At 37.5% G+C, this 24,505-nt stretch carries 15 protein-coding genes; 11 read left to right on the forward strand and 4 right to left on the reverse strand.

Going from position 1 to position 24,505, the window contains the following annotated elements; all coding sequences use genetic code 11:
- The first annotated feature begins 2 nt into the window (after positions 1 to 2).
- Both ACSLUO_RS10515 and ACSLUO_RS10520 read left to right on the forward strand, forming a co-directional pair.
- Positions 3 to 3,542, forward strand: a complete 3,540-nt coding sequence (locus ACSLUO_RS10515) for an Ig-like domain-containing protein (protein WP_448248488.1) — start codon at positions 3 to 5, stop codon at positions 3,540 to 3,542.
- A gap of 72 nt (positions 3,543 to 3,614) precedes the next feature.
- A complete protein-coding gene (locus ACSLUO_RS10520) occupies positions 3,615 to 4,319 on the forward strand; it encodes a hypothetical protein (RefSeq protein WP_448248489.1) in 705 nt (234 codons plus the stop codon).
- A gap of 84 nt (positions 4,320 to 4,403) precedes the next feature.
- On the opposite strand, the gene ACSLUO_RS10525 is transcribed toward ACSLUO_RS10520, so the two are convergent.
- Entirely contained in the window at positions 4,404 to 5,873 is a 1,470-nt protein-coding gene (locus tag ACSLUO_RS10525) for a mannitol dehydrogenase family protein (RefSeq protein ID WP_448248490.1), read from the reverse strand.
- 233 nt (positions 5,874 to 6,106) lie between these two features.
- Here ACSLUO_RS10525 and ACSLUO_RS10530 point away from each other — a divergent pair, with 233 nt between their 5' ends.
- Together ACSLUO_RS10530 and ACSLUO_RS10535 are read left to right on the forward strand one after the other, a co-directional pair.
- Positions 6,107 to 7,666, forward strand: coding sequence for an alpha-L-fucosidase (locus ACSLUO_RS10530; RefSeq protein ID WP_448248491.1), 1,560 nt, complete (start codon positions 6,107 to 6,109; stop codon positions 7,664 to 7,666).
- 147 nt (positions 7,667 to 7,813) lie between these two features.
- Positions 7,814 to 9,085 (forward strand): LamG domain-containing protein, encoded by a 1,272-nt coding sequence (locus ACSLUO_RS10535; RefSeq protein ID WP_448248492.1) that lies wholly within the window; start codon positions 7,814 to 7,816, stop codon positions 9,083 to 9,085.
- Positions 9,086 to 9,218: 133 nt separating this feature from the next.
- On the opposite strand, the gene ACSLUO_RS10540 is transcribed toward ACSLUO_RS10535, so the two are convergent.
- A complete protein-coding gene (locus tag ACSLUO_RS10540) occupies positions 9,219 to 10,085 on the reverse strand; it encodes a family 16 glycosylhydrolase (protein WP_448248493.1) in 867 nt (288 codons plus the stop codon).
- A 281-nt stretch (positions 10,086 to 10,366) separates the two neighbouring features.
- Between ACSLUO_RS10540 and ACSLUO_RS10545 the strand changes: the two genes are divergently transcribed.
- The 5 genes from ACSLUO_RS10545 to ACSLUO_RS10565 all read left to right on the forward strand — a co-directional run bounded on the left by ACSLUO_RS10545 (position 10,367) and on the right by ACSLUO_RS10565 (position 19,455).
- Positions 10,367 to 11,224 (forward strand): family 16 glycosylhydrolase, encoded by an 858-nt coding sequence (locus tag ACSLUO_RS10545; protein ID WP_448248494.1) that lies wholly within the window; start codon positions 10,367 to 10,369, stop codon positions 11,222 to 11,224.
- Between the two features lie 268 nt (positions 11,225 to 11,492).
- Positions 11,493 to 13,592 (forward strand): hypothetical protein, encoded by a 2,100-nt coding sequence (locus tag ACSLUO_RS10550; RefSeq protein ID WP_448248495.1) that lies wholly within the window; start codon positions 11,493 to 11,495, stop codon positions 13,590 to 13,592.
- Between the two features lie 149 nt (positions 13,593 to 13,741).
- A complete protein-coding gene (locus ACSLUO_RS10555) occupies positions 13,742 to 16,063 on the forward strand; it encodes a beta-galactosidase (RefSeq protein ID WP_448248496.1) in 2,322 nt (773 codons plus the stop codon).
- Positions 16,064 to 16,439: 376 nt separating this feature from the next.
- Positions 16,440 to 17,939 carry a sulfatase family protein gene (locus ACSLUO_RS10560; protein WP_448248497.1) on the forward strand — a complete coding sequence of 500 codons (1,500 nt, stop codon included), beginning with the start codon at positions 16,440 to 16,442 and terminating at the stop codon, positions 17,937 to 17,939.
- A gap of 46 nt (positions 17,940 to 17,985) precedes the next feature.
- Positions 17,986 to 19,455 (forward strand): sulfatase, encoded by a 1,470-nt coding sequence (locus ACSLUO_RS10565; RefSeq protein ID WP_448248498.1) that lies wholly within the window; start codon positions 17,986 to 17,988, stop codon positions 19,453 to 19,455.
- A gap of 148 nt (positions 19,456 to 19,603) precedes the next feature.
- On the opposite strand, the gene ACSLUO_RS10570 is transcribed toward ACSLUO_RS10565, so the two are convergent.
- Complete coding sequence (locus tag ACSLUO_RS10570; RefSeq protein WP_448248499.1) at positions 19,604 to 21,220, reverse strand: LamG-like jellyroll fold domain-containing protein; 1,617 nt, start codon at positions 21,218 to 21,220, stop codon at positions 19,604 to 19,606.
- Positions 21,217 to 21,798 (reverse strand): sigma-70 family RNA polymerase sigma factor, encoded by a 582-nt coding sequence (locus ACSLUO_RS10575; RefSeq protein WP_448248500.1) that lies wholly within the window; start codon positions 21,796 to 21,798, stop codon positions 21,217 to 21,219. The genes ACSLUO_RS10570 and ACSLUO_RS10575 overlap by 4 nt, the downstream gene beginning before the upstream one ends.
- Positions 21,799 to 22,119: 321 nt before the next feature.
- On the opposite strand from ACSLUO_RS10575, the gene ACSLUO_RS10580 reads away from it, so the two are divergent.
- Positions 22,120 to 22,701: a sigma-70 family RNA polymerase sigma factor gene (locus ACSLUO_RS10580; protein WP_448248501.1), complete on the forward strand. Its 582-nt coding sequence runs from the start codon at positions 22,120 to 22,122 to the stop codon at positions 22,699 to 22,701.
- Positions 22,698 to 24,389 carry a LamG-like jellyroll fold domain-containing protein gene (locus ACSLUO_RS10585; protein WP_448248502.1) on the forward strand — a complete coding sequence of 564 codons (1,692 nt, stop codon included), beginning with the start codon at positions 22,698 to 22,700 and terminating at the stop codon, positions 24,387 to 24,389. Before ACSLUO_RS10580 ends, ACSLUO_RS10585 begins: the two co-directional genes overlap by 4 nt.
- Positions 24,390 to 24,505 lie beyond the last annotated feature (116 nt).

A 24,505-nucleotide genomic window follows, 5' to 3' on the forward strand; every position in this document is an offset into this window, starting at 1 on the left:
GTATGAAAACAAATCCTTCGTTACTTGGCAAAAAAATAGGGCTGATATCCCTGCCAATACTATTTTATCCGCTTGTTAGCCATGCCGCTGAAACCACAATAACCATCAATACTGATACACAAAGGTTTATTGGTGAAATATCTGTATTAGATCGAGATAAGTTTTTTAATCTCCATAGTACACCAACAAGCTCACAATATGATCTTGATGATCTTCGAGTTATTACTGAAGAACTAAATGCAGGGTTTGGACGTTCATTTTGGAGTCCGATGTCAGCAGCTGGCGACACTTTATATCCTTCAACAGATTTCGCACTAGAAAATGGGCCACTTGCTATTCAACAGCAACACTCGAACCCTCTATACCCCTTTACTGATCGCCGTGTTGTGGTAACAGACCATCCAATAAATGTCATGAAAGAGGGGAACAACCCTGTTGAAGGTGCTCGATGGGCAGCTGATTATTTTGAAAATTATTATGACGACACCACTCGGCCACTATTTTATGAACCATTGAATGAGCCTTTTGTCCATGCCAGCGACTTTGTTGATGGACCATGGGATCCTGTTCAGAATGCAATTGTTCAAGATCAAATGACCGAATGGTTTAAAGAAATTGGATTAGAATTTGATCGCCGAGGTATCGATACGAAAATAATCGGTTACTCTTCTGCTTGGCCGTCACTTGAACTTAATGATTTTGGCTATTGGTATGATCGTGAAAAGCGCTTTATGGATATTGCCGGTGAAGCTGTTGATGCTTTTTCATTCCATTTATATGATGGGGTTAATGTTAAAGGACAAGATAACAAACGCTCAGGTAGTAATGCTGAAGCAATTATGGATTTGATCGAAACTTATAGCCACTATAAGTGGGATAAAATCAAACCTCATGCCTTAACTGAATACGGGGGTATTATTGACGGTTTCGAAGGTGTTGACTATAGCCCTGAGCGGAGTTCTCAAGAATTACCTTCATTAAACCATCTTTTATTCAGTGCCTTAGCACGTGAGGATAGATTACTAACTTCTATCCCTTTTATTACCGGCAAAGCAACTTGGTTTTATCAAGCAAACAACTTCCAGCCTTATTCTGCGGCGGTTTGGCGACCGGATCCAGACAAAATTTATGGCTCTAAAGTTAATGGTTTTTTATTAACTGAAAAAGCAAAATTTTTCCATTTGTGGTCAGAAGTTAAAGGCAGCCGAATTGATATTCAAGAACAAGACCCTGATTTATACACGCAAGCATTTGTTTATGGCAAACAAGTTTTTGTCGCCTTAAACAATTTAGAGGATGAAGCAAAAACAGTCGCTTTAAATTTTGTCTCCTCATTAGATAATTTACAGTCGGTAAGAATAAAACGTTTGAATGTTCCATACGGTGAAGCCGCAATGTATGTAGATGAAACCACAGATATTGCCCCTAATGAATTAACCTTAGCAGCGCATGAAACGGTAGTGCTTGAATATCAATTTTCAGCCCCTGTTAAACAACATAATATCGTAAGAAAACAAAGCTACTATGCTTATGAGCATTTACAGCCAATCGTAGAAAACCAAGCACTGAACTTTAATATTAATCAAGTATCACTCACCAAAGATCCGCTCTCATTTACCGATTATATTGTCGATCAATTTGACTATGACGAAAACTTAGCTAAATCAGTTAAACCACAACTTCATAATGCGTTAACAGCGTTAATCACTAAATTAAATCGTAGTTTTGCAATGATTGTTAGTCGTTATCCTGATACTTGGCAACAGCATAAACAACTTGCAGTATTAGTTAAAAATGCCAAACACAATCGCAATATGAATTTAGCCCTGCAGCATCATTTTTACACACAAGGCTTTAATACAAGCCAAGGTACAGCTTTGTTGAGAATGAGTATTGGACGAAAACATGATAAATCTAAGCAGCCGAATATTACGGTTAATGGCCATACGGTTAGCGTACCAAATGATTGGGCGGGTTATGATCAGGCCACGCGCACTGACTTTTTCGGCGCCATAGAAATTCCTGTACCAAACCGCTATTTGAAAACCGATAACCTGATCACCACCACTTTTTCTGATAGTGATGGTCGAGTAAGTTCGCTAGTACTAGAAGTTGATACTCAAGAAGCGATGGTAAACGTACCTGTCACTGGCATTGAAGTTTCGACAACCACCTTGCAAATGAATAAAGATAAAATGCGTCGTTTACACGCTAGCGTATTACCTAAAAATGCCAGCGATCAATATGTCATTTGGCAATCATCTAACCCGGAAATTGTCTCAGTGGATAGCAATGGTGTATTAACACCGATACAGCCTGGCAATGCGACTATTTCGGTAATGGCAAATGATAATAATGATCAGTTTTCAACTATTGATGTGGAAGTATTAGATCAAATAACTTTACCTAATACTATCACCATCATTGAAGATACTAGTGATGAAGTTTCAAGTACAAACTACGTGATTAAATTAGCCTACTCAACCAATATTGACCGTGATATTAGCCTTGAAATGCGCTCACCCACGAACCAATGGCTAGGCGAAAAACGTATTACAGTGCCTGCTGGCGAAGGTGAAACTGAAATTAATTTTACTTTAAATGAACCTCTACCGGCAGGAACTGGTTACACTTGGACGGCAGGGTTACGTGAAATTAACGGTGACTGGCGTACCAATGTTGATAGCCATAAGCTTAGTGGTATTGTAATTCACCCTGAAGATTGGGTTTACACTGATGAGTCTAGCGTTGAAATTACCTCAGGTTTTGAAAACTTAGCTTTATCACCAAGTTATAAAGTAACCGTACAATACAGTGCGGTAGTAGAAAGTGATGTAACGGTTGATTTATTTCACACTTCAGGCTGGAAAGCCGGTACCAGAACAACAGTACAACCAGGTACTGGCGAAGTTGAATTAACACTCTGGCCTGCCACACCACTTGCAGCAGACTCAGGCTATCGTTTAATTTCTGCGATCCGTGAAGTAGGCGGCAATTGGCAAACTGACTTTGCTAATACCGTAATCGATGACATCACCATTAGCGATGGCAATGATGACCCAGTTATTGACAGCAATTTGATCAGTGATCTTAATGCAAATTTTGAAACTGGGGATTTCTCACCTTGGGATACAGCGTGGGATACCGTAGGTACCGCCGAAGTAAATACTTCCGCTGCACTGGATAGCAACTTTGGTTTAGCCATAGATACCACGGCTGGCAAAGTTGGCATTGTGTTAAGTAGTAACGCATTGCCACAAGATATTTATCAAATCAATAAACGTTTAAAAATCTCCTTTGATGCTAAGCGTGCCAGTTCTGGCGGCTGGGTAGGCGGATTTGCTCAGTTTTGGAACAATGCCGGCGCTTGGGTAGCCTCAGAGCAAAAATGGTTTGAAATTAAACCAACTTGGACACGGGTAGAGTTTGAAATTGAGGGCCAAGATTTCACATCGGGCTCAACTAATTTCCAAATTAATATCAATAAAACCGGCGAACACATCTTCTTAGACAATTTCAAAATTGAAGACGTTACTCCGTAACCCCTAATAAATTTGAACACGAACTTGTTAACTGCAGGTTCGTGCTTTCATCACTCTTTAATAGGTAAAACAATGTTAAAATTTTTAAAGCAATTAATTATAATTTCTAGCGTTGCGGCTTTTACGACACAAGCCGCTATCATTAATGATCAGATCATACTTGGTGAATTTGAAGGTGAATTTGGGGGTGGTTACTACACCATAACCAACAATACCGATTTAGCAATCACTGAATTTGGTGTTACAACGGGTCAAGGTGAATTTGATAATCAGGCCATTATCGACGACTTTTACCCCTATTTAACAGATAATACTGAAATCGCATATAGCGGTTTATTTTTTGATTATTATTTAGCTGACGCTTGGTCGGCTAAGTTTTATGAAAAAAACGAATGGGATATTACATTTGCCAGTACTCATGGCAGCTATGTTAATTTATTTGGTGAAGAAGAAAATGCCGTTGGCGTAAACTGGTATTACTTTGATCAAGAAAAGTTTAACAGTTTATTACTTGATACTCAGGCTAGTGATTTCTACATTAATGCTGATACATCAGTTGGCGATCAATTTGGTAGTTATTTCCGCTTTGGTGGCGAATTACTCTCTAATTTTGCAGCTTTTAACTCTGACGCTAGTGTTCAATTAATTGATACTGGCAGCGCTAATGCAACTTTTGAAACGCCAGTCAATGTTCCCGAGCCAAGCTCGTTAATCTGGTTTATTGTTGCTGTAATGGCTTTATTATTTCGCAGCCAACGTAACCAAAACCAAGGTTAATAACGCTTATAACCTAAAAACAAATAAGGGCTGATAATTTTCATTATCAGCCCTTTTCATTACTTCATCATTGCTCAATAATTTTTATAACGCTTGCCAGTTTATCTCGCCGCTAGTTAATACTGGCACCAGTGAAGCATACGCTGTTGTTAAATGGCTAACAAATGTTGCTTGTTGCGGTAACCATGTGCCAAATACTTCCGTTAATTGTAGGAATAACTGAATGTCATGGGCAGGCTCATTATTACACTTAGCGGCAATTGCTAACATTTTGTCAGCTAAAGGATCAACTAGCTCCTCACCCGAGCTATAACGCTTACGAATAAATAAACACCAAGCAACAATTGCACAAGCAAGTTTATCAATAGCAAGATCATTTTTTAAATTTTGCTCAATAATTGGTAGAATTCGCATCGGTAACTTTTGTGAACCATCCCAAGCAATTTGCGCTAATAAATGACAAATGGCTGGGTTTCTAAAACGTTGTAAAATATCCTGCATATATTGTTGTGCGTTTAATTCTTTCGGCGCAGTAAATGAAGGAATGACTTCTTGATCAACCATAGCTTGAATAAAATCAACGAGCTTTTTATTCTGCATAGCGTCGTATACCGTTTCAATACCTGCGAGAACCCCAAGATAAGCCATAGTTGAATGTGGACAATTTAATAATCGCAACTTAGCGTTTTCAAAACCACGAACATCTGAGGTGAACGTAGCGCCTGCTTGTTCCCAAGCGGGTTTATCACTTGGTAAAATATCTTCAATTACCCATTGCACAAAAGACTCTCGTTTAATTGGCCAATTATCTTCTATACCTAACTCGTTACTCACTTGGGCACGTAATTCGTCATTAGTTGCAGGCGTAATACTATCGACCATAGAACATGGACAAATAAGCTGTTCTTCAAGCCATGATGCTAAGCTTTCATCAAATTGCATGGCATAAGTTATCAAAGCAGCTCTTAATTTTTTACCATTATCTGTTAAGTTATCACAACTCATTGCAGTAAATGGCGCAATACCTTCATTTTTACGAATAGATAAAGCTTCAACTAACAATCCAATCGCAGAGACTTTTTTCGCTGCTTGTAAATCAGCTTTAATATCACTATGTGCTAAATCAAGCTTGCCTTCATTATCTAAACAATACCCTTTTTCAGTAATTGTCATAGTAACAAAACGCGTTTTTGGGTTAGTTAAGCGCAATAACACTTGATCGTAATCTTGATGCGATACAAGCACTTCTTGAACAGCCCCAATTAATTCAAACTCGGTCTGCTCATCTAATACCGCTAAAGTATAAAGCCCGTTTTGTGGCTGAAGTGCTTTTTGTACCCCTTGAGAATGCATTGAAACACAACTAATGCCCCAATTCCCTCCCGCTAAAGCCATTGCTTTATGCGTATACCAAGCTTGATGCCCACGGAAAAAAGCGCCAGGGCCAAGATGAACAATACCAATTTCAGGCGTAGTGTCGCCGTTAAGGTAATTGGGTAATTTTATTTTTTCTGCCGGTAACTGTTTTAATGAGCTATATGATAATTGAGTCACAATAACTTTCCTTTATAACTAAGCGGATAAAAATGCCGTTAATCGCATAAACTTTCTTGAGCAAAGTAAGCTTAATTTATTTGGCTGTTTTTACGTATAACTAAGGTTTATACAGGTAATATTAAATGATTTATATCCAAAAGTTAAGATTTAAATATAAAAATTAATTGATTTTTAAAATTAAATCGTTTTATTATTACCTCAATCATTAGCTGATAAGAACAACCTATATTATGAAAAAAACAATTATTGCATCCGTTATTGCTATCTCGCTAGCTGGCTGTTCAGATAAATCTGCCACAATAACTGAAGAAAATGTGGCTCTTAATAGAGCACAAAAACTTGCTGAAATTGAGCAAGTAGCCAACCAAGGACCTTATAAAGCGTCTTTCGAATCTTTCACGCAATATCAGATCCCTGATTGGTATCAAGATGCAAAATTCGGTATTTTTATTCATTGGGGTGTTTATTCAGTTCCTGCTTTTAATGGTGAGTGGTACCCACGTAAAATGTATAACCCTAAGTATGCTGAATATAATCATCATAAAGAAAATTTTGGCGAGCAAACGGAATTCGGCTACAAAGATTTTATTCCACAATTTAAAGCAGAAAAATTTAATGCTGATGAATGGTTAAAAATCATCTCAGATTCTGGTGCTAAATACATTGTGCCAGTTGCTGAACATCACGATGGTTTCTCAATGTATGACAATTCATACACCAAATGGGACTCTGTTGAAATGGGACCTAAGCGTGACATCATTCAAGAATTAAAAGATGCTACCGAGAAAACCGATATTCATTTTGGTTTATCAAGTCACCGTGCGGAAAACTGGTGGTTCTTTGATGGTGGCCGAGAAACTCCATCTGATGTTCAAGACGATACCTATCGTGATCTATACGGCCCTGCGGTAAACCGTGAAACCTCAGAATCAGGTGAAACACCGCCGTCAAAAGAGTTTATGGATGACTGGTTATTAAGAACTGTTGAACTTGTTGATAAATATGAACCTGAACTGATCTGGTTTGACTGGTGGATGGCGTCAGAGCCTTTCCATGCCCACGTAGAAAAGTTTACGGGTTATTATTACAACAAAGGTGTGAACTGGAAAAACATGCCTGCGCTTAACTACAAAGAACATGAAGAAATGCGTTCATTCCACCCTGGCTCAGCAGTATTAGATATTGAACGTGGTGGAATGACGGATATTCACCCACATTTTTGGCAAACCGATACTTCTGTTTCTTTATCATCTTGGGGTTATGTGACTAACCATAGATACCGTAACGCTAATTCATTAGTTGATGATTTAATGGATATTATTTCTAAAAACGGTTCTTTATTGTTAAATATTGGTCCTAAACCAGACGGTACAATTCCTGAACTAGAAGTTAATTTATTAAAAGAAATTGGTGATTGGTTAAAAGTAAATGGTGAAGCTGTTTACAATACGCGCCCTTGGGTTGTTTACGGTGAAGGTGAAACTTACGTACCGGATGGCAAAAACTCTAACGATGCTGAGAAAAACCGTAAAGATTTCAATAGCAGCGATATTCGTTACACCACTAATGGCGATACTTTATACGCTACTGTTTTAGCATGGCCAGGTGACAATGCCAAAGTAACTATGCGCCAAATTAATACTAAGAACTACCCGCAACAAGTTAAACATGTTTCGCTAGTGGGTGTTGATGGTGAGTTAACTTTTGAACAAACCGATAATTCATTAGTTGTTACATTACCTGCCGGCGCGCCAACCAAGCACGCTGTGGTATTAAAAATTACGCATTAAATTTCCCCTAGAATATGCCAGCTTGGCACAATTGAGCTGGCATATTCATTTTTTTAACGAAATTACTTCAATATGTGCTTTGTTCTAAAGCACATATTTAAAAATCTCAAATTCAAAACTTCAGCAATCTGATCCTGTGAGACAACAATGAAACTAGTTAATAAAAGTATAATACTCACCACTTCATTACTTATGTCTTCATACGTAACCGCTAAACCGCCAGAGCCAGAGCCCGGCAAACGTTGGGTGTTAAATAATGCTTATTCTGATGAATTTAATGGCAATAGTTTAGACAAAACCAAATGGCGAGATAAACATAAATCTTGGCGAGGAAGACCACCTGCTACCTTTGACCCAAAAGCGGTGGAAATTAACAATGGTAAACTAGAAATTACCAACTCAATGTTAGATAAGGCAGACGGTAAATATACCATTGCTGGTGGTGCCGTACAGTCGTTAAATCAAACAGCCTACCACGGCTATTATGAATCTCGCTTTAAAGCTTCTCGCATTAATATGTCGACAACATTTTGGTTATCTAATGACAATATTCCTTTTGAAGGGAACAACCATTTAGGTCAAAATTGCTCTCGAGACCGCTGGAGCATGGAGCTTGATATAGTTGAAGCGGTTGGTGGTGTCATGGATCAGTCTTGGACTCAGTCTTTCCGTGATGGCATGCAGTACAACACCCATGTTTGGTATTCGGGTTGTGAAAAAAATAGTCGAAATAGGTTTTCCAAAGGTGCTAATGTCGCTGAAGGTGATGGCACTCAAGCTTTTAATAATAAATTACCTAAAGGTGAAGAAGTATGGCAAAACTATAATACATATGCTGCCTGGTGGAAAAACGAAAACGAGGTAGATTTTTATTTAAATGATAACTTTGCTGGCCATATAAAAGTAGACACAACTCTATTAGCAAAACCTTATAATCGTCCCATGCAAATGCAAATGTTAACAGAAACTTATGACTGGGGCAGACCACTGCCAACAGCTGAAGAACTAGCCAATAAAAAAATTAACACTTCGTATTATGATTGGGTAAGAAGTTATTATTATGCCGATGTGAGTGAAGAAGTTAAACAAGAACTTCCCCTCTCAGGTACGCCTGATGATATTTTTACTGAGTCGGTTCAAATTAAAAAAGTACAATTTATAGCGAATAAAATTGCTTTTTCTTATTTATATGAGTCTGATGAGGATGTAACTGCTAAAATTAGCGTAATAAAAGATAAAGAGACAGTATTAGCTAAAACCGTTAATTTAAAAGCAGGTTATGGTCATGTTGAAGATACTCTTGAGTTAGCTTTTGCTGCGCAATTTGATAACACAAATTTAGTTATAAAGCTGTATAACCAAAACAATGAAAAAATCACAGCGTCTAAAGCATACAAACTAAAGTTAAACGTTAAATAACCTAAGTTTAGGTTAAATAATACAATCGTTCCCAACCGTTAATTACGGTAAAAATAACCCAAGCAATCTGGCTTGGGTTATTTTTTGAACTTTTTACTTAGGAACCATTGATAACTTACGTGTTCATTACTAATTAAGGCTGTTGAGTCCATACCCGTACATACTTAACACGATATTCCTGATCCATGCGTTCATCATCGGGCAGCGCACCAAGCCACTTATTGGTTTCGTTGTTTAAGTTAATTTCAAGTGGTTGATGCCAGTGAATATTTTCTATTTCACGAAACATGACACCATTAATAAAAAAACGAATAACGTCTTTATTCCACTCTAACCCCCAAACATGATAATCATCATCAAGCTCTTGCGGAAAAAAATATTTTTTCGGCGAAGATATTAATTTTTTAACACCACCTTTATCTTCTGGTGAGCGAAAAACATGAACATTGCTGTTTAAATTATGGCGAAGACCATCTTGGCAAGGGCAATTTTCATTAATATCAATTTCAGTCCACCATTCCTTGGTAACTTTATTCAGCCAAAAACCTGATACCCAAGGAGCATCCATTAATTTAGCTTCACTTTCAAAATAACCATAAAGAATATCATTGCGTGATTTAATAAAGCCAGATGTATGAGTATAGCCTTCTGGTAGTTTAGCATCACCGTGCTGATTTATTTTAAACACTAACTCCCCAGCATCAAGACTAACATTACTGGCATGAAAGTTTGTTGGTGGTCGCCCTTTCCAACCAGGATTATTTGGCCACCAACGCTCAGTATTAAGCGTGTTGTTGTCAAATTCATCGGTAAACACAGGGTTTATCGTCCATTTTCCCAGATTATTTTGATCTGATAATGGATATTGATGATTAGAGCGCTTAATAAAATCGGCACTTTTAATGCCAGCTTCATAACCTGTCGCCGGCATGGTCGCATCACTAAAGGCCATAGCTGAAAATAATGTACTACAAGTGAATAATATCGCTAACTTCTGCAAGATAGTTTCCTCTATCGTTATTTCTTTTGATTAATTTACCTGTAAGAAATTATTGTTATGTACAATAAACTTCACCTCCAAGTAAGTCTCCGCTTAGTAATAACTGTACATTTAAAACACAGAGGATTCAAATATAAAAACACACAATCATATATTGTTTACATTGTTATCTTTTTATGCTTTAGTAGATAGTGGTCGGGGGGCCAAAAATTATCGGCTTAATTGCTAATAATTTAACATTAAATTTAAAACCCAAAAAAAAACAATTAGAAGGTTATTAAATGAATATACAAATAAAGAAAACTATTACAGCGATGTCATTAGTTGCTGGGGTGATATTTAGCTCATCAACACTAGCTAATCCTACACCTAATTTAGATAGCCAAGGTCATTGGATAAAAAACAACCTAAATTGGTCGTATGATGCTTCAACTAGTGATGAATTTAATCAACCGGGTAACTGGCAAACACCCGATCCATCTAAATGGAATCGTTATCATCCTACGGGATGGTTAGGCAATAACAGCTTTACTTATACAAATAACTTAGCGTATACCCACCAAGGCAACCTAGTGTTAGAAGCACGTCCAGGGGCCTATATTGGTGACAAACATACAACAGGCATTGCCTCCACTAAAACCAGCTTTAAATATGGTTATTGGGAAGTACGAGCAAAAGCTGCAAACAATAACATTGCGAGCAGCTTTTGGTTTTTTAATCGTGATGCCTCAAATGGTGATCAATTTGAAATTGATGTGTATGAGCATTTTCCATACGCGCCATGGAATGATCATAAAAAAAGCAAAAGTAATATTCATCACTTTGTTTGGACTCAAGCAACCGGCAATGTAGATCAAATCCCTAATTATAGCGGAGCATATACATTGCCAAATAATGGTGTAAATACTGACTGGCATACATACGGTGTATTACGTCAGGATGGCGCGATACGCTTCTACGTGGATGGCGTTCAATCGCGTGTTATTTGGGAAAGTGCGGTTGATCCAGCGCATTGGCCAGGTGACAAAGATATGCCGATTATTTTAGATATCTTAGTCTACGATTGGCAAGCAGGTGATAATGAACCACGACAAGAGAGATCTTTCTATTACGTCGATTATTTCCGTGTTTGGCGATAAATAAGTAACAAATTATGCCGATCAATTATCTTTTTTGATCGGCTTACATTTCCTCGTTTAATATTTCTAAAGCTATATAAACAATTCAAATTTAGCAATCAATCGCCTAAATAAAAAGTAATATACAAAAATAAAAGTTCATATATAAATACCATTTTATTTGCTTTGCTTAATCTGTTATAAATAACGAAATAATGTTAACAATTAAATATTTTTATAACTAAGAATAAAGCATGTCTAAATGCAACGAACTATATAGGTATAAGAAATGACGAAAACACTTAAGCCCCACTTATCAAAATTAAGTTTGATCACACTAGCAATTATCACATTAACAGCCTGTGGTGGTGGCGGTGGTTCAGATTCCGCAACTCCGACACCAACTCCCACGCCGACACCAACTCCCACGCCGACACCAACTCCTACTCCCACACCGACGCCTACGCCAAGTCCTACTCCGACACCTATTCCTGATGTAGGTTATTTAATTGATGTCAATTTAAATGTTAATCATTCCAAAGGCGGCGTTGATAGTTTTGATCGTAGTAAATACATTACGATGCACATAGCAACTAATGATAGTGAATGGCCCGATAATCAAACCATGAAAACATTTATTGAAGAGCATGATGTTTATTTTGGCCGTAATAATGGTGCTATGCCGTGGCAACTATCGCGACTTGAAAGCACCGCAACAGATGGTATTTTTAGCGATAGCGAAATGACTAAAAATGGCGAGCAAAGTAAAAGTTGGTATATTAATAATACAGTGGCTCATACTTTAGAAAGCCGCATGGAAAACATGATGTATGGCGGTCAAGAATTTATGTATCCGCACAAAGAATATAATACCTGCTCATCTAACTGCGCCGGTAATGCTTGGATTGCCGGTTATGACGAATACGCCCGTTTCTTTAGTGAATTTCTAACAAAATATTTTGGCACTGGCGGCACAACAGGCGAGATAAAACCCAAATATATTGAAGTGATGAACGAACCTTTTGTGAAATCGAGCAAATTAAATACCACCAATGCCAACATTACTGAACTTCATAAAGTAGTAGCGGATAAAATTCACCAAGACCACCCTGAAGTAAAAGTTGGTGGTTTTACCGCGGCATACCCTGCCTTGGAAAATAACAATAATAACTTTGCTCAATTCGACAATACTTGGAAAACCTTTATTGATGGTGCTGGCGAAGCAATCGATTTTTATTCTATTCATTTATACGACAATCATAACGAAATCAACCATCAGTATCGCTCAGGCTCAAATGTTGAAGCAATATTGGATATGATTGAGCACTACAGCTCGATAGCCATTGGTGAAGCAAAGCCTTGGGTTATTTCTGAACATGGCTTTTTTGCACCTGGTGATAAAGGTAAAGGCCCCTATTCTCGTGAACGTGATTGGTGGAATATTCGTTCGTTTTCTTCAATGATGATGCAGTTTATGGAAAAGCCCGATCAAATAATTTCTGCAATACCATTTTCTATCTTAAAAGCTAAGTGGTTTGGCCCAAATGGTCTTAGCCCTGAAGGACATCGCTATTCAACCCGATTATATGTTTTAAGAGATGAATTAGACGGCAGCATTAATGTTGCTGATAACGATGACTGGGTATATTCAGATATTAAAAAGTTTTACGAACTTTGGTCTGAAGTAAAAGGTAAACGTATTGATACTAAAGCCGGTGATTTAGACCTTCAAACCGACGCTTATGTTGATAGCAACACCTTATATTTTATTGTGAATAACCTAGAGCATGAAAATGTTAAATTTGATTTTAACCTAATTGATAAAAACAATGTCGCCATTACCGAAATCAGTTCCAAGCATGTTTATTTTGATGAACAAGCCAAAGCCCCTGTACTGGCAGAAGAAAACCTCGCAAATGATGCCCGTAGTTTTACCGTTAATGCCAATGCGACTGTCATTATTAAAGTAACTTATGCCGACAATATCACTGTTGACGAGCAGTTAGTAGAAGCTAAGTATTACGCTGATAAAATGAAACAACCAATTAAAGCAAATCAAGACATTAGCTTTACTATTGATGGTGTTAATGCCACAAGTACTAATGGTGAAGCGGTTTTAAGATTAGGTTTAGGGCGTTTACATAATCAGTCGTTATTACCACAAGTAACATTCAATGATACGTTAATTGAAGTACCTGAGGATTTTCGAGGTTACGACCAAAAAACACGTGATAGCTTTTTTGGTGTTATTGAAATTCCAGTACCTTATGAATTACTACAAGCTAATAACGAAATTAAGGTGCGTTTTAGTGATGCTGGAGGCTTTGTTACCAGTACCACCATGCAAGTATTCGAATCTTCAATTGATTTAAACCGATTCGCACAATAAAACCACAAACCAGTAAACTTAAATAAAATGAAATAGCTTATCGTTATCCGTTAGCAATACAAACGGGTAACGATACTATTTCAATATAAAGAGTGAAGCTAGGTTCATAACTTAATAATTTAGAACTAAAAATAAACTAGGCCGTTATCATGAAAAACGCTATAAAATATTCCATGCTTTTACCATTACCACTGCTATTTAGTGCTTGTGACGGTATTAAGCAACATACTCAGGAAACAGCAATCCAATCGTCTGATGCCCGAGTAATGATCACTGACTTTGAAAACACTTTACCCACTTGGTTAAATAGTGAAAATGCCGTGATCAACCAAGTAACTGAGCATGGAGTAACATCAGGTAAACAAGCATTAAAAATTGACTTTGATTCAGCTCAACAAAAAGCATCCCTTTCTCTAACCCCTGATAAACCTTGGGATTGGAATAACATAGGAGATATCAATTTAGCTGCCGACATTACTAACCCCAGCGATGTTTCTGTTCATTTATATATCGTTATTAAAGACAAATCAGGCTGGCCTCATCGCCGTAGTGTCAGCATTCCAGCCAATTCAACAGGCACATATTATGCCGAATTAAAAGGTTCGCAAATAGCATTTGACAGTGGCTTACGAGAAGATCCACCGGCTTGGGATTCAAGTGACAAAAAAATGTTTTGGCACAATGGTCGAAAACAACTGCAATTAAATGAAATAACCAATATTACCTATAATGTTGATAGTATGAATCAAGACAAAAGCTTGATCATTGATAATATCAGAATACGCAATAACCCTGAATTAAACCCTAATTACTTAGTGGGTATTACCGATAAATTTGGTCAAAATGCCAAAATAGATTTTCCAAATAAAGTACATTCAGAGCAAGAATTAAAAACCTTAGCTGAGCAAGAAATTGCACAGCTAAATGCTGAAGGTGCCATGCCAGATCGTACTAAATTTGGCGGTTGGAAAAGTGGCCCTAAGTTAAAAGCTACAGGTTATTTTCGTACCGAAAAAGTTAACGGTAAATGGGCAATGGTGGATCCTGAAGGTTATTTGTTTTTCTCATCCGCCTTAGCCAATATACGAATTGCCAATACCACCACCACCACAGGTGTAGACTTTAAAGATGATTCAGTACGTTATGTTGATCCAAATGATGTAACACCAGAAGACTCTTTAGGTATTCGTCCAGTATCAAAAGAAGCTCAAAAAACTCGCTATATTGCCTCAGATGTTCGTCATAAACTTTTTACTTGGTTACCCAGTTATGATGATGAGTTAGCTAATCACTACAGCTACCGACGTTCTGTCCATAAAGGCCCTATTCATCATGGGGAAACCTTTAGTTTTTATCAAGCCAATTTAGAACGTCGTTACGGTGAAACTCATCCTGATTCATACAACGAAACTTGGCGTGATATTACCATTAAACGCTTTAAAAATTGGGGCTTTACTTCAACGGGTAACTGGACCGATGCAGCCTTTTATCAAATGAACCGCATTCCTTATTTTGCCAACGGCTGGATCATTGGTGATTTCAAAAAAGTGTCTTCTGGTAATGACGTATGGTCAAAAATGCCAGATCCTTTTGATCCTGAATTTAAACACAGAGCCGAAATTACGACTCAAGTAATTGCTGATGAAGTAAAAAACAATCCTTGGTGTGTTGGAGTATTTGTTGATAACGAAAAAAGCTGGGGCAATACCAGTACCAAACGTGGTCACTATGGTATTGTTATACATACTCTTTCAATAGCAGATCAAGACAGCCCAACAAAAAATGAATTCAATCGCCTGTTAAAAGCAAAATATACGTCAATTGCAAAATTAAATAGCGCTTGGAACAGCAATATCGCATCATGGGAATCCCTTAATCAGGGGTATCTTGTTGGTGAGTTAACTGATGAAATGATCGCTGACTTTTCAATGTTATTAGAAGCTTATGCATCACAATATTTTAAAATTGTTCATGACGCGTTAGCAAAAGTATTACCTAATCATATGTACATGGGGGTTCGTATGGCGCATTGGGGGATGACTCCTGAAGCGGTAAGAGCGGCTAAAAAGTATGTTGATGTGATGAGTTATAATTTTTATAAAGAAGGTTTACACAAGAAAGCTTGGGAATTTTTAGCCGAAACTGACATGCCAAGTATTATTGGTGAATATCATATTGGTGCTACCAGCGACACCGGCTTATTTCACCCAGGCCTAATTTTAGCTTCAGATCAGCAAGATCGTGCTCGCATGTACAAAGAATACATGAGAACAGTGATCGACAATCCTTACTTTGTTGGCGCACATTGGTTTCAGTACCTAGATTCACCGCTTACCGGAAGAGCGTATGATGGTGAAAACTATAATACCGGTTTTGTTACCATTACAGATGTGCCTTACCAAACTATGGTAGAAGCGGCGAAAGAAATTAATGCTGAACTCTACCCTCGTCGCTTTGGTAAAAAAGACTAAGTTAATTTGAATGAGTTATCGTTTAATACACTTAAATTAGGCCCGTTTTTACGGGCCTAATTATTATTAAACTTAACGCTAAATTAATAGTTTAGTTCTAGATAAAATTCTCTCCATTAATAGGTAAAAGCGCTAACCATTGCTATACCAAGAGCAGAAGCTAAACCAAGTCAGATAGCGTTAATATCTTCCTGTTCCTCCCCTAATTTAATTGTCATTCAACACCTCATTTAAGTTGTTATTTGAGCAATGAAATATGGCAAAGCTAAAAAATGTGAATTATTTTATTTTTAGGGGGTAGCAACTTTTGCGTAACCCTAACCTATTCTTATTAATACATTAACAATTAAGACTTTTAACGACATAAGGTCTAAAAATGAAAATAAAATCAACATTAACGATTATCATCGGCTTACTAGCTGTTGTGCTAACTGCTTGTACAAAAGACGCTAAAATTAGGGAAAATGTCGAATACTCTATAAACACGAACAACAAAACAGCTAAAGGACATAATAGCCGACCAAACATTATTTTCTATTTGGCAGATGATCAAGATATCAACGATTACGGTATTTATGGAAATGAAAAAGTTCATACGCCAGCAGTTGATCGCCTAGCAAACCAAGGGATGCGTTTTGACCATGCGTTTACCGCTCAGGCAATATGTGCTCCAAGTAGAACCCAACTATTTACCGGCAAATACCCTCTTAAAAATGGTGCTTTTGCCAACCATACCCCAACCCGACCGGATATTTCTTCGGTAACCAAACAAATGCGCGCTTTAGGCTACGAGGTTGTGCTAGCGGGTAAAAGCCATGTAAAACCAGCAAGTGTTTACGATTGGGATCAAGAATGGGAGCCAGTACCTAAAGAAGGCGTACCGAGAGACTATATTCCGCTTGAACGTATTGAAAACTATTTCAAATCTGCCAGCAAACCTTTTGTAATGTTTATTACCTCAAAATATCCTCATGGTAAGTACTTTGATGTTAAAAACCCAAAAGCAGAAAACTTAAAATTTCATCCTTATGATGAGCATTTAAAAAACAATCAAGCGTATATTAAAAAACGCGCGGGCTATTACCGCAGTATTGAAGAAGACAATACTCAACTTGAACATGTACTTGCTATGGTTGATAACCATTTAACCGACAATACTTTATTTATTTACAGCGCTGATCATGGTGTCTCAGGGAAATTTACCGTCAAAGATGTTGGCTTGAATGTTCCTTTTGTGGTGCGCTGGCCAAGTGTTATCAAACCAGGTTCACACTCTAAACAACTGATCCATTATACCGATGTACTGCCTACTTTTATTGATGCGGCTGGTGGTCAAGCAGACGCAAGTATGGACGGCAAAAGCTTTTTACCCCTACTGGAAGGTAAAGACGAAGCCATTCACCAATATGTATACGGCGTAAGAACCAGCCAAAATATTATTAATGCCCGTGTTTTTCCATCACGCATGATCCGCGATAAACGCTACAAATATATTCGCAACTTTAATGCGCTTGAAGTACTAGATCAAAATTTAACAGACAATCCTAATATTAATGTGTTTTTACGTTTAGGTGCCGAAAAACATAAAAACGAAGCGTTTGAAGAGCTGTACGACTTACAAAATGATCCTTTTGAACAAGTAAATCTTATTGAAAAACCACACTTACAAGACGTTAAAGAGCGATTGAAAAACCAGCTATTTACTTGGATGAAATCACAAAATGATATTCTTGATGAACGCTTAGGTTATGTTCCTATTATTACCGCGCCTTTGTTTAAGTTAGATCAAAACAAGCCGCCACTTAGAACCAGTGTGGCTAAAGAGCACCAAAACATTTTAAAACCCGCCGACTACTTAGTAATCGAGCATTGGTAAAAAACAATATCAAATCGTTAAAATAAATAATAAGAGAGCTCATTAAATGAAATTAAAAGCTTTATCGTTGATCTCCACTGTCATACTAATGACCGCCTGTGGCAACAAGCCAACACAAACAAACTTAGCGCCAATGGAAGATGCTAGCAAACCTAATATCATTATGATTGTCATAGACGATTTAGGTTGGTCTGATGTTGGCTATAATCAAACTACAGATCACTTTGAAACGCCAAATGTTGATGCCTTAGCACAAGAAGGCTTAGTTTTTGATCAAGCATACGCTGGCGCAGCTAACTGTGCCCCAAGTCGTGCGGTATTAATGTCTGGTCAATATGGTCCTCGTCACGGCGTTTATACCGTATCACCATCTGCACGCGGTAATGCTAAAGCGCGTAAACTTATTCCTATTAAAAATAAACGCGGCATTAGCACAGAGGTTATCACCATAGCTGAATCGCTTAAAACAGCGGGTTATGCTACAGGCAATTTTGGCAAATGGCATTTAGGAGCTGATCCTGATCAACAAGGTTTTGATGTTAATGTTGCTGGTAGCCACCAAGGCATGACTTTTCATTATTTTAGCCCGTATAAGTTACCAAATATCAAAGATGGTCCAGAAGGGGAATATTTAACTGAACGTTTAACAAATGAGGTTATCGACTGGGTTAAGTCAACCAAAGACAAACCATTTTTTGCTTATGTACCTTATTACACAGTTCACACCCCTTACCAGGCCGTTCTTGATAAAGTGAATAAATACCACGCCAAAGGCATAAAAGATAAGAAACAAGCAACTTATGCAGCAATGGTTGAGCATATGGATGATAATGTTGGCCGAATTTTAGCGATGTTAGCATCAGAAAATTTAGCCGATAACACCTTAGTTATTTTTACCTCTGACAATGGTGGTTACCGTATGTCTTCTTTCCCAACACCACTTCGTGGCGGTAAAGGTTCGTATTATGACGGCGGTTTACGTGTACCATTAATTGTGCGTTGGCCAGAAAAAATCAAAGCTGGCCTTGACCATACACCAGTTGTTAATGCTGATTTCTACCCTACTTTAGTAAACTTGGCAAAAGCAGAACTACCCAATCAAGTATTAGACGGTGTTGATTTAAGCGCTCATTTATTAGGAAAAGAAAAAATTGCCAACCGTGATCTGTTTTGGCATTTTCCTGTATATTTACAAGCACATCACGCACCGACAGACCAAGGTCAAGATCCCTTATTTAGAACTCGCCCGGGTAGCTCAATTCGAAGTGGTGATTGGAAGCTTATCCAATACTTTGAAAACAATGAATTTGAATTATACAATTTAGCTAATGATATTTCTGAGCAACACAATCTTGCAAAACAAAAGCCAAACAAGGTTGCAGAATTAAAAGCTAAACTGCAAGCATGGCAACAGCAAACCGGTGCTGATATACCAACTGAGCTTAACCCTGAATATGATCCTGTTATTAACCAGCAATTGATTGCTGACGTATTAGTAGAAAAGCATCATCATTAAAATACAATACCATTCCGTATAACAGCGTTAGCAATAGCTTTAACGTAAAACGCCACAATACAAGTTGCTCAAGTTGTTATTGTGGCGTTTTTATTTCAACGCAAAAATATTTAAGCTTGAAAAACTATCATCAGTTGAACGGACGCTATTAATCTAGTATTTGCGCGGGTAAACCGGTTACGGGTTCAAGCGATAACGTTGACATAGGCGGTAAAAATATTTTCACATGTTTTGGTAACGGCTCTGCATTCGGTTTTAAGCCAAAATAATTTACCCCTTGCTGTACCTGCTGAAAATGATTTTCAACCATTAAAGCCGGCAATGAAAAATCATAAAAAGCTAATTCATCAATCGTGCCGGAAAAAGCAAATTCATCCCAACGTTTTTTATCTGGATTATTACCTATCATTGCTTCAGCAGGACCACCGGTTAATACTTTGGTACCACGAGGATAGTGATAATAAGCCAACATAGTACCGTTGATATATATCGCTTTTAAGCCACTTTTTACATCATAGCTAGCCACAATATGATAAACGCTACCATCATTAAGCTGTGCCAAGGTCGGACGGCCATTTTTACCATCGAGTGGTAATTTCAATTCATGATAACCTTGCCCGACTAAGTACAAACCAAAACTTAAACTCTCATTCGCTTCTACTTGCGGCATTGTGTATTCATTTTTGTCTGTATGCTGAAAAGCCAACATTATTCTTAAGTCACCCTCTTGGTAACCTTTACTAAAAATATGATCTTGATCGCTTTTTAAACCGCTGTAATTAGGTTTAGTTAACACTTCAAGAGTAATACCGTCTGTCACCGAAAATGAACCCGTTGCCGGTGCGGTACCACCACCAGTTCCTACCGCAATTCTAGCATTAGCACCGTTATCAAAATAAAACGCTCCTTCACCTAATAAACCCGTTACTCTTTTTGCCGCAGCGGTTGGCACACCATGCGCACTGCCCGCAGTGTTAATAACGCGATCTGTTTCGTCATCAAATGACCAATAATGTTTTGGACGCCAGCGCTCTACGTTCAAGGTAGTATGGTTAGCGCTAGTCACTATGGGTTGCTTGTTGGTTAGATCTAATGACAAAGCTTCACCGTTAGATCGCAACAAATAATTATGGCCATGTACGGTAATATTGTTGTCTGACTTAGCAATAATGCTGAGCTTTCCTGCTTGCAGTTTTATTTCTGTATTGGTGAAAAATTTTACTTTTGAGCCCGCCGATAATTCAAAAACATCACCGTTATCTAGCTCTAAAGTCGTGTCTATTATGATGTTATATTTCCCCGTATATACGGCATTATTGTCAAAATTTCCTTGCCCTATCAAAGCAATCTGCCCATGCAATATTTTGGCATGAAAGCTTGGCTTAATTTGGTTGTAAAATAGCCAAAACAAAATCCCCGCTAACAATGCAAACGTAGTGATAATGGCAAACCATTTATTATGAGATAAACTTTGTTTTGAGCTGTCGGCAACATGACTGGCTTGATTTACATCGTCAATGCCAACATCAGTTTGAGGACGTATGACAACTTCTTCTGTCATACGGCGGTAAACAATTTCCATATTTCGATCAGCCGAAGCATTAAGGCCATTATGTACTCTAAGATAATCAAAATAAAAACGCTTAGCTTCAGGATTATTCTTTAATTTTTGTTCTAATTCTTGGAGTTGAGATTCCGTTACCGAGTTAGAGCAAACGTCATCAGCAATTTCTCTAATATCAGAAAATTGTTCACTTCGCTTCACAATGAGTCCTCTTGCTCTTTTTCATCAATACAATCAAATATCTGTTGCCGTAATTTATGTACTGCTTTTCGAATAGCATGAATTGAACGACCAGAAGATTTTGCCACCTCTTGTGCCGTTTGATTATGAACATAAAAGTTTAAATAAACCTGTTGTAATGGCGCAGACAATAAAGCACGACAATGATCTAAATAATTCAACTTTTGCTCTTGTTGGGCAGTTAATACATCACATTCTGTCAAGTATTCACTAAACTCTGTAAGAAAATCGTCATTCAAACCCAAAGTATACTTTTTATTTTGACGACGAAAAGCGAGTACCCGACGAAAAGCAATACTATTGGCCCATTTTGAAAAATTAGTGCCTTGCTCAAATTTCTCAAAACTTTTCCAAAGTGTTAAACAAGTCTCTTGAAAAATATCATCAGCAGCTGCCGACTCAGCAACAAATGCGTGAATATACGAATACAATCGATTTTTATCTTTTTCAAATAGCAGCAGAAATTGCTCAGCAAGCAATGTATTTGACGTGCCTTGAGTTAATAGCGATTGATACTGAGACGCTTTATTTGCAGACACAATATTGCCTTAAAAATTTTAGATAATCTGAACTAACAACAGCCGAGACTATACAATATTGTATCGCACAAGTTAATGCGTATTTTAACACTATAGCTTGGTGACTTATTTAGCCAGCGGAAATCCCAACCGACGGATATAAATTAACTATTAAAGAGATTTAACTGAATTCAAGTGAACATAAAAATCACAATATGACTAAATTTGATAGGACTTGTTTGCAAAGTCACTATTAAGCTAATATACCTAGCATGTTTAAACAATGTACTCTTTCACTATTATGTCGAAAAATTGTGCTAACAATGTGTAAAAGGCCTTAGTGTGTCTTTTAATCAAACAACTATAAATCATTCGTTAGCTGAAAAGAAACCTTCAACTCTAGTTAATATTGAAGAATTTGAACAATTATTTGAAGCCGATAAAAATCGACTTTATCGCTATATATATGCTTCAGTTTGGGATAACAGTGCTGCCGACGATATTTTCCAAGAAACCAGTTTAACTTTATGGAATGAGTTTACTAAATTTGAACCCGGAAGTGACTTTTCAAAATGGGCAACTTGCATTGCCTTTAATCGCATTAGAGCCTACAAACGCAAACAAAATAAATATCAGTTGGGATTAGAAGATGACTTATTACAAGAATTTAGTAATAACCTTTCTGTGCTAGAAGATAATACGACACCTCAGGAAACAAGGTGGCGTTATTTAGAACATTGTTATAGTTTACTCTCTCCACCAATGCAGGAGATATATCAGTATTTTTATAATCATAACTTAATGGCGCAAGAGATTGCAGATCAATCTGGCCGATCTATCTATGCTATTCGCAAAGCTATTCACAAATTAAGAAAAAAATTATTCGATTGTGTTGAGCAAAAAATTAGCGGAGATGAGAAATGAACAGAAGTGAAAAGTATGCCGCTATCCGAGAAATAGCTGACGCAATAGGCACTAAAACAGCAACGCCAGAACAACAAAAACAATTGTCAAAGTTACTCAAAGGCAACCTTGAAGCACAACAATTTTTTTATGATTACATGAGTATGCACGCCCAATTACTTTCTAGTGCTGATCGTAATTTGGAATTTTCTTACAAACGCAAAACTGAAACTGCCATCACAGAAGAGTTTGTAATTAAACGAAAAGATAGCACAGATATCATTAACGACATAACTAAAGACACAAACAAGCTACAACAAAAAACAGTTACACCATTAAAAACCTTACCGGATCAAAGTCATGCACAACCACCAAAAACAGCTAATGGGCTGTTAAAATTTTGGATAATACTTACCTCTTTAGCATTAGTACTATTATTCATTTGGCAATTATTTAATAAAAATACTTTGCCGGTTATTGCAGAAATAGAGCAAGGAAAAATTTCAATTATTGGCCAGGGTAGAATAGCTAACTCGCAGCTATTTTCGGGCGAATACCAAGTTGAACAAGACGCCAGTTTAATACTTGCCGATGGTGATAAGTTGTTCTTAACCGCCAATACCCATATTAAGTTTTTTAATCATAATGAAATACGATTAACTCAAGGAAAATTGAGCATTGAGCCATTATCAAATAACAATATTATTCTACATGGCCCCAATTTTACCCTACATACAAATGGCGGAGAGCTTTCCCTCGACTTAACTCAAACGTACGAAAGCCCCATCATATATAGTGGCGACAATACCTTGTTAATACCCAGCCGTTGGCAACCAAAACATTTTTGGAGTTTTGATAGCCAAAGTGATCGCGCGATTGATTCAGCGGGTGGAGCAACAGGTATTCCCTCAACAGGAACATCTCGAACCAAGGGACTAATAGGACAAGGGGCATTTACTTTTGATAATAGCGCCAATGCACGAATAGACGTTGGCTCTGGTGGCGGTACAGCACCGGCAACCGGATCTTTTTCGGTAACAGATGGCGTCACCATTGAGGCGCTGATCCGCCCTGAGTATTCTGGCAAGTTTAAAGAAATAGATGCTATCTTTCGTAAAGATAGAGGCGATGGTGAACTCCGTATGCTACTCAGCTTTCAGCATGATCAAGGTAAAAACTACCTGCGACCGGAAGGTCAATTTAATGAAAGTTTAAGTTTTGGCCTTTACATTGTTGGCCAAGGCTACCATGAATTAAAACTGCCACTTGATGGACTAAAAGGACGACCAACATTAGCGCAATTAAAACAAGGTGATTTTCATCATGTTGTGGCAAATTACAATGTAAACACAGGTTTAAAAGCTATTTATATAAATGGTGAACGACTTGCAAGTTACCAATATCCACCAGGGTCAAAAATTTTAAGTGGTGGCCCAGGACAGGCTTCGATTGGGAATAATCCAGCAGAGTCTCGCTGGGCGCTGGAGGCTTTTTCAGGCATTATTGATGAAGTTGCATTTTACGATTTTGCTTTACCTTCAATGTCAATAAATCAGCATTTCAAAAATACCCAGAAAGGACAAAACTACTTTAGTTTACCGCCAAGTGCTGCCCCATTTCCCAAAGCAATCAAATTATCCTTACCTATGCATTCTACTCTTAAACTTGATAAATTAACGGGATTACCGCTACAACTCATACCACAATAAAACAATAGCTTTAGGCTTTGACTCGAAGTCATAGCGATAATTAATATTTATTAAAAATAAAAAAAGGGTATCAATCTCTCATATTGGTGACTAAGTCTTATATACATTAAAACATT

This window comes from Thalassotalea agariperforans, from assembly GCF_053470345.1.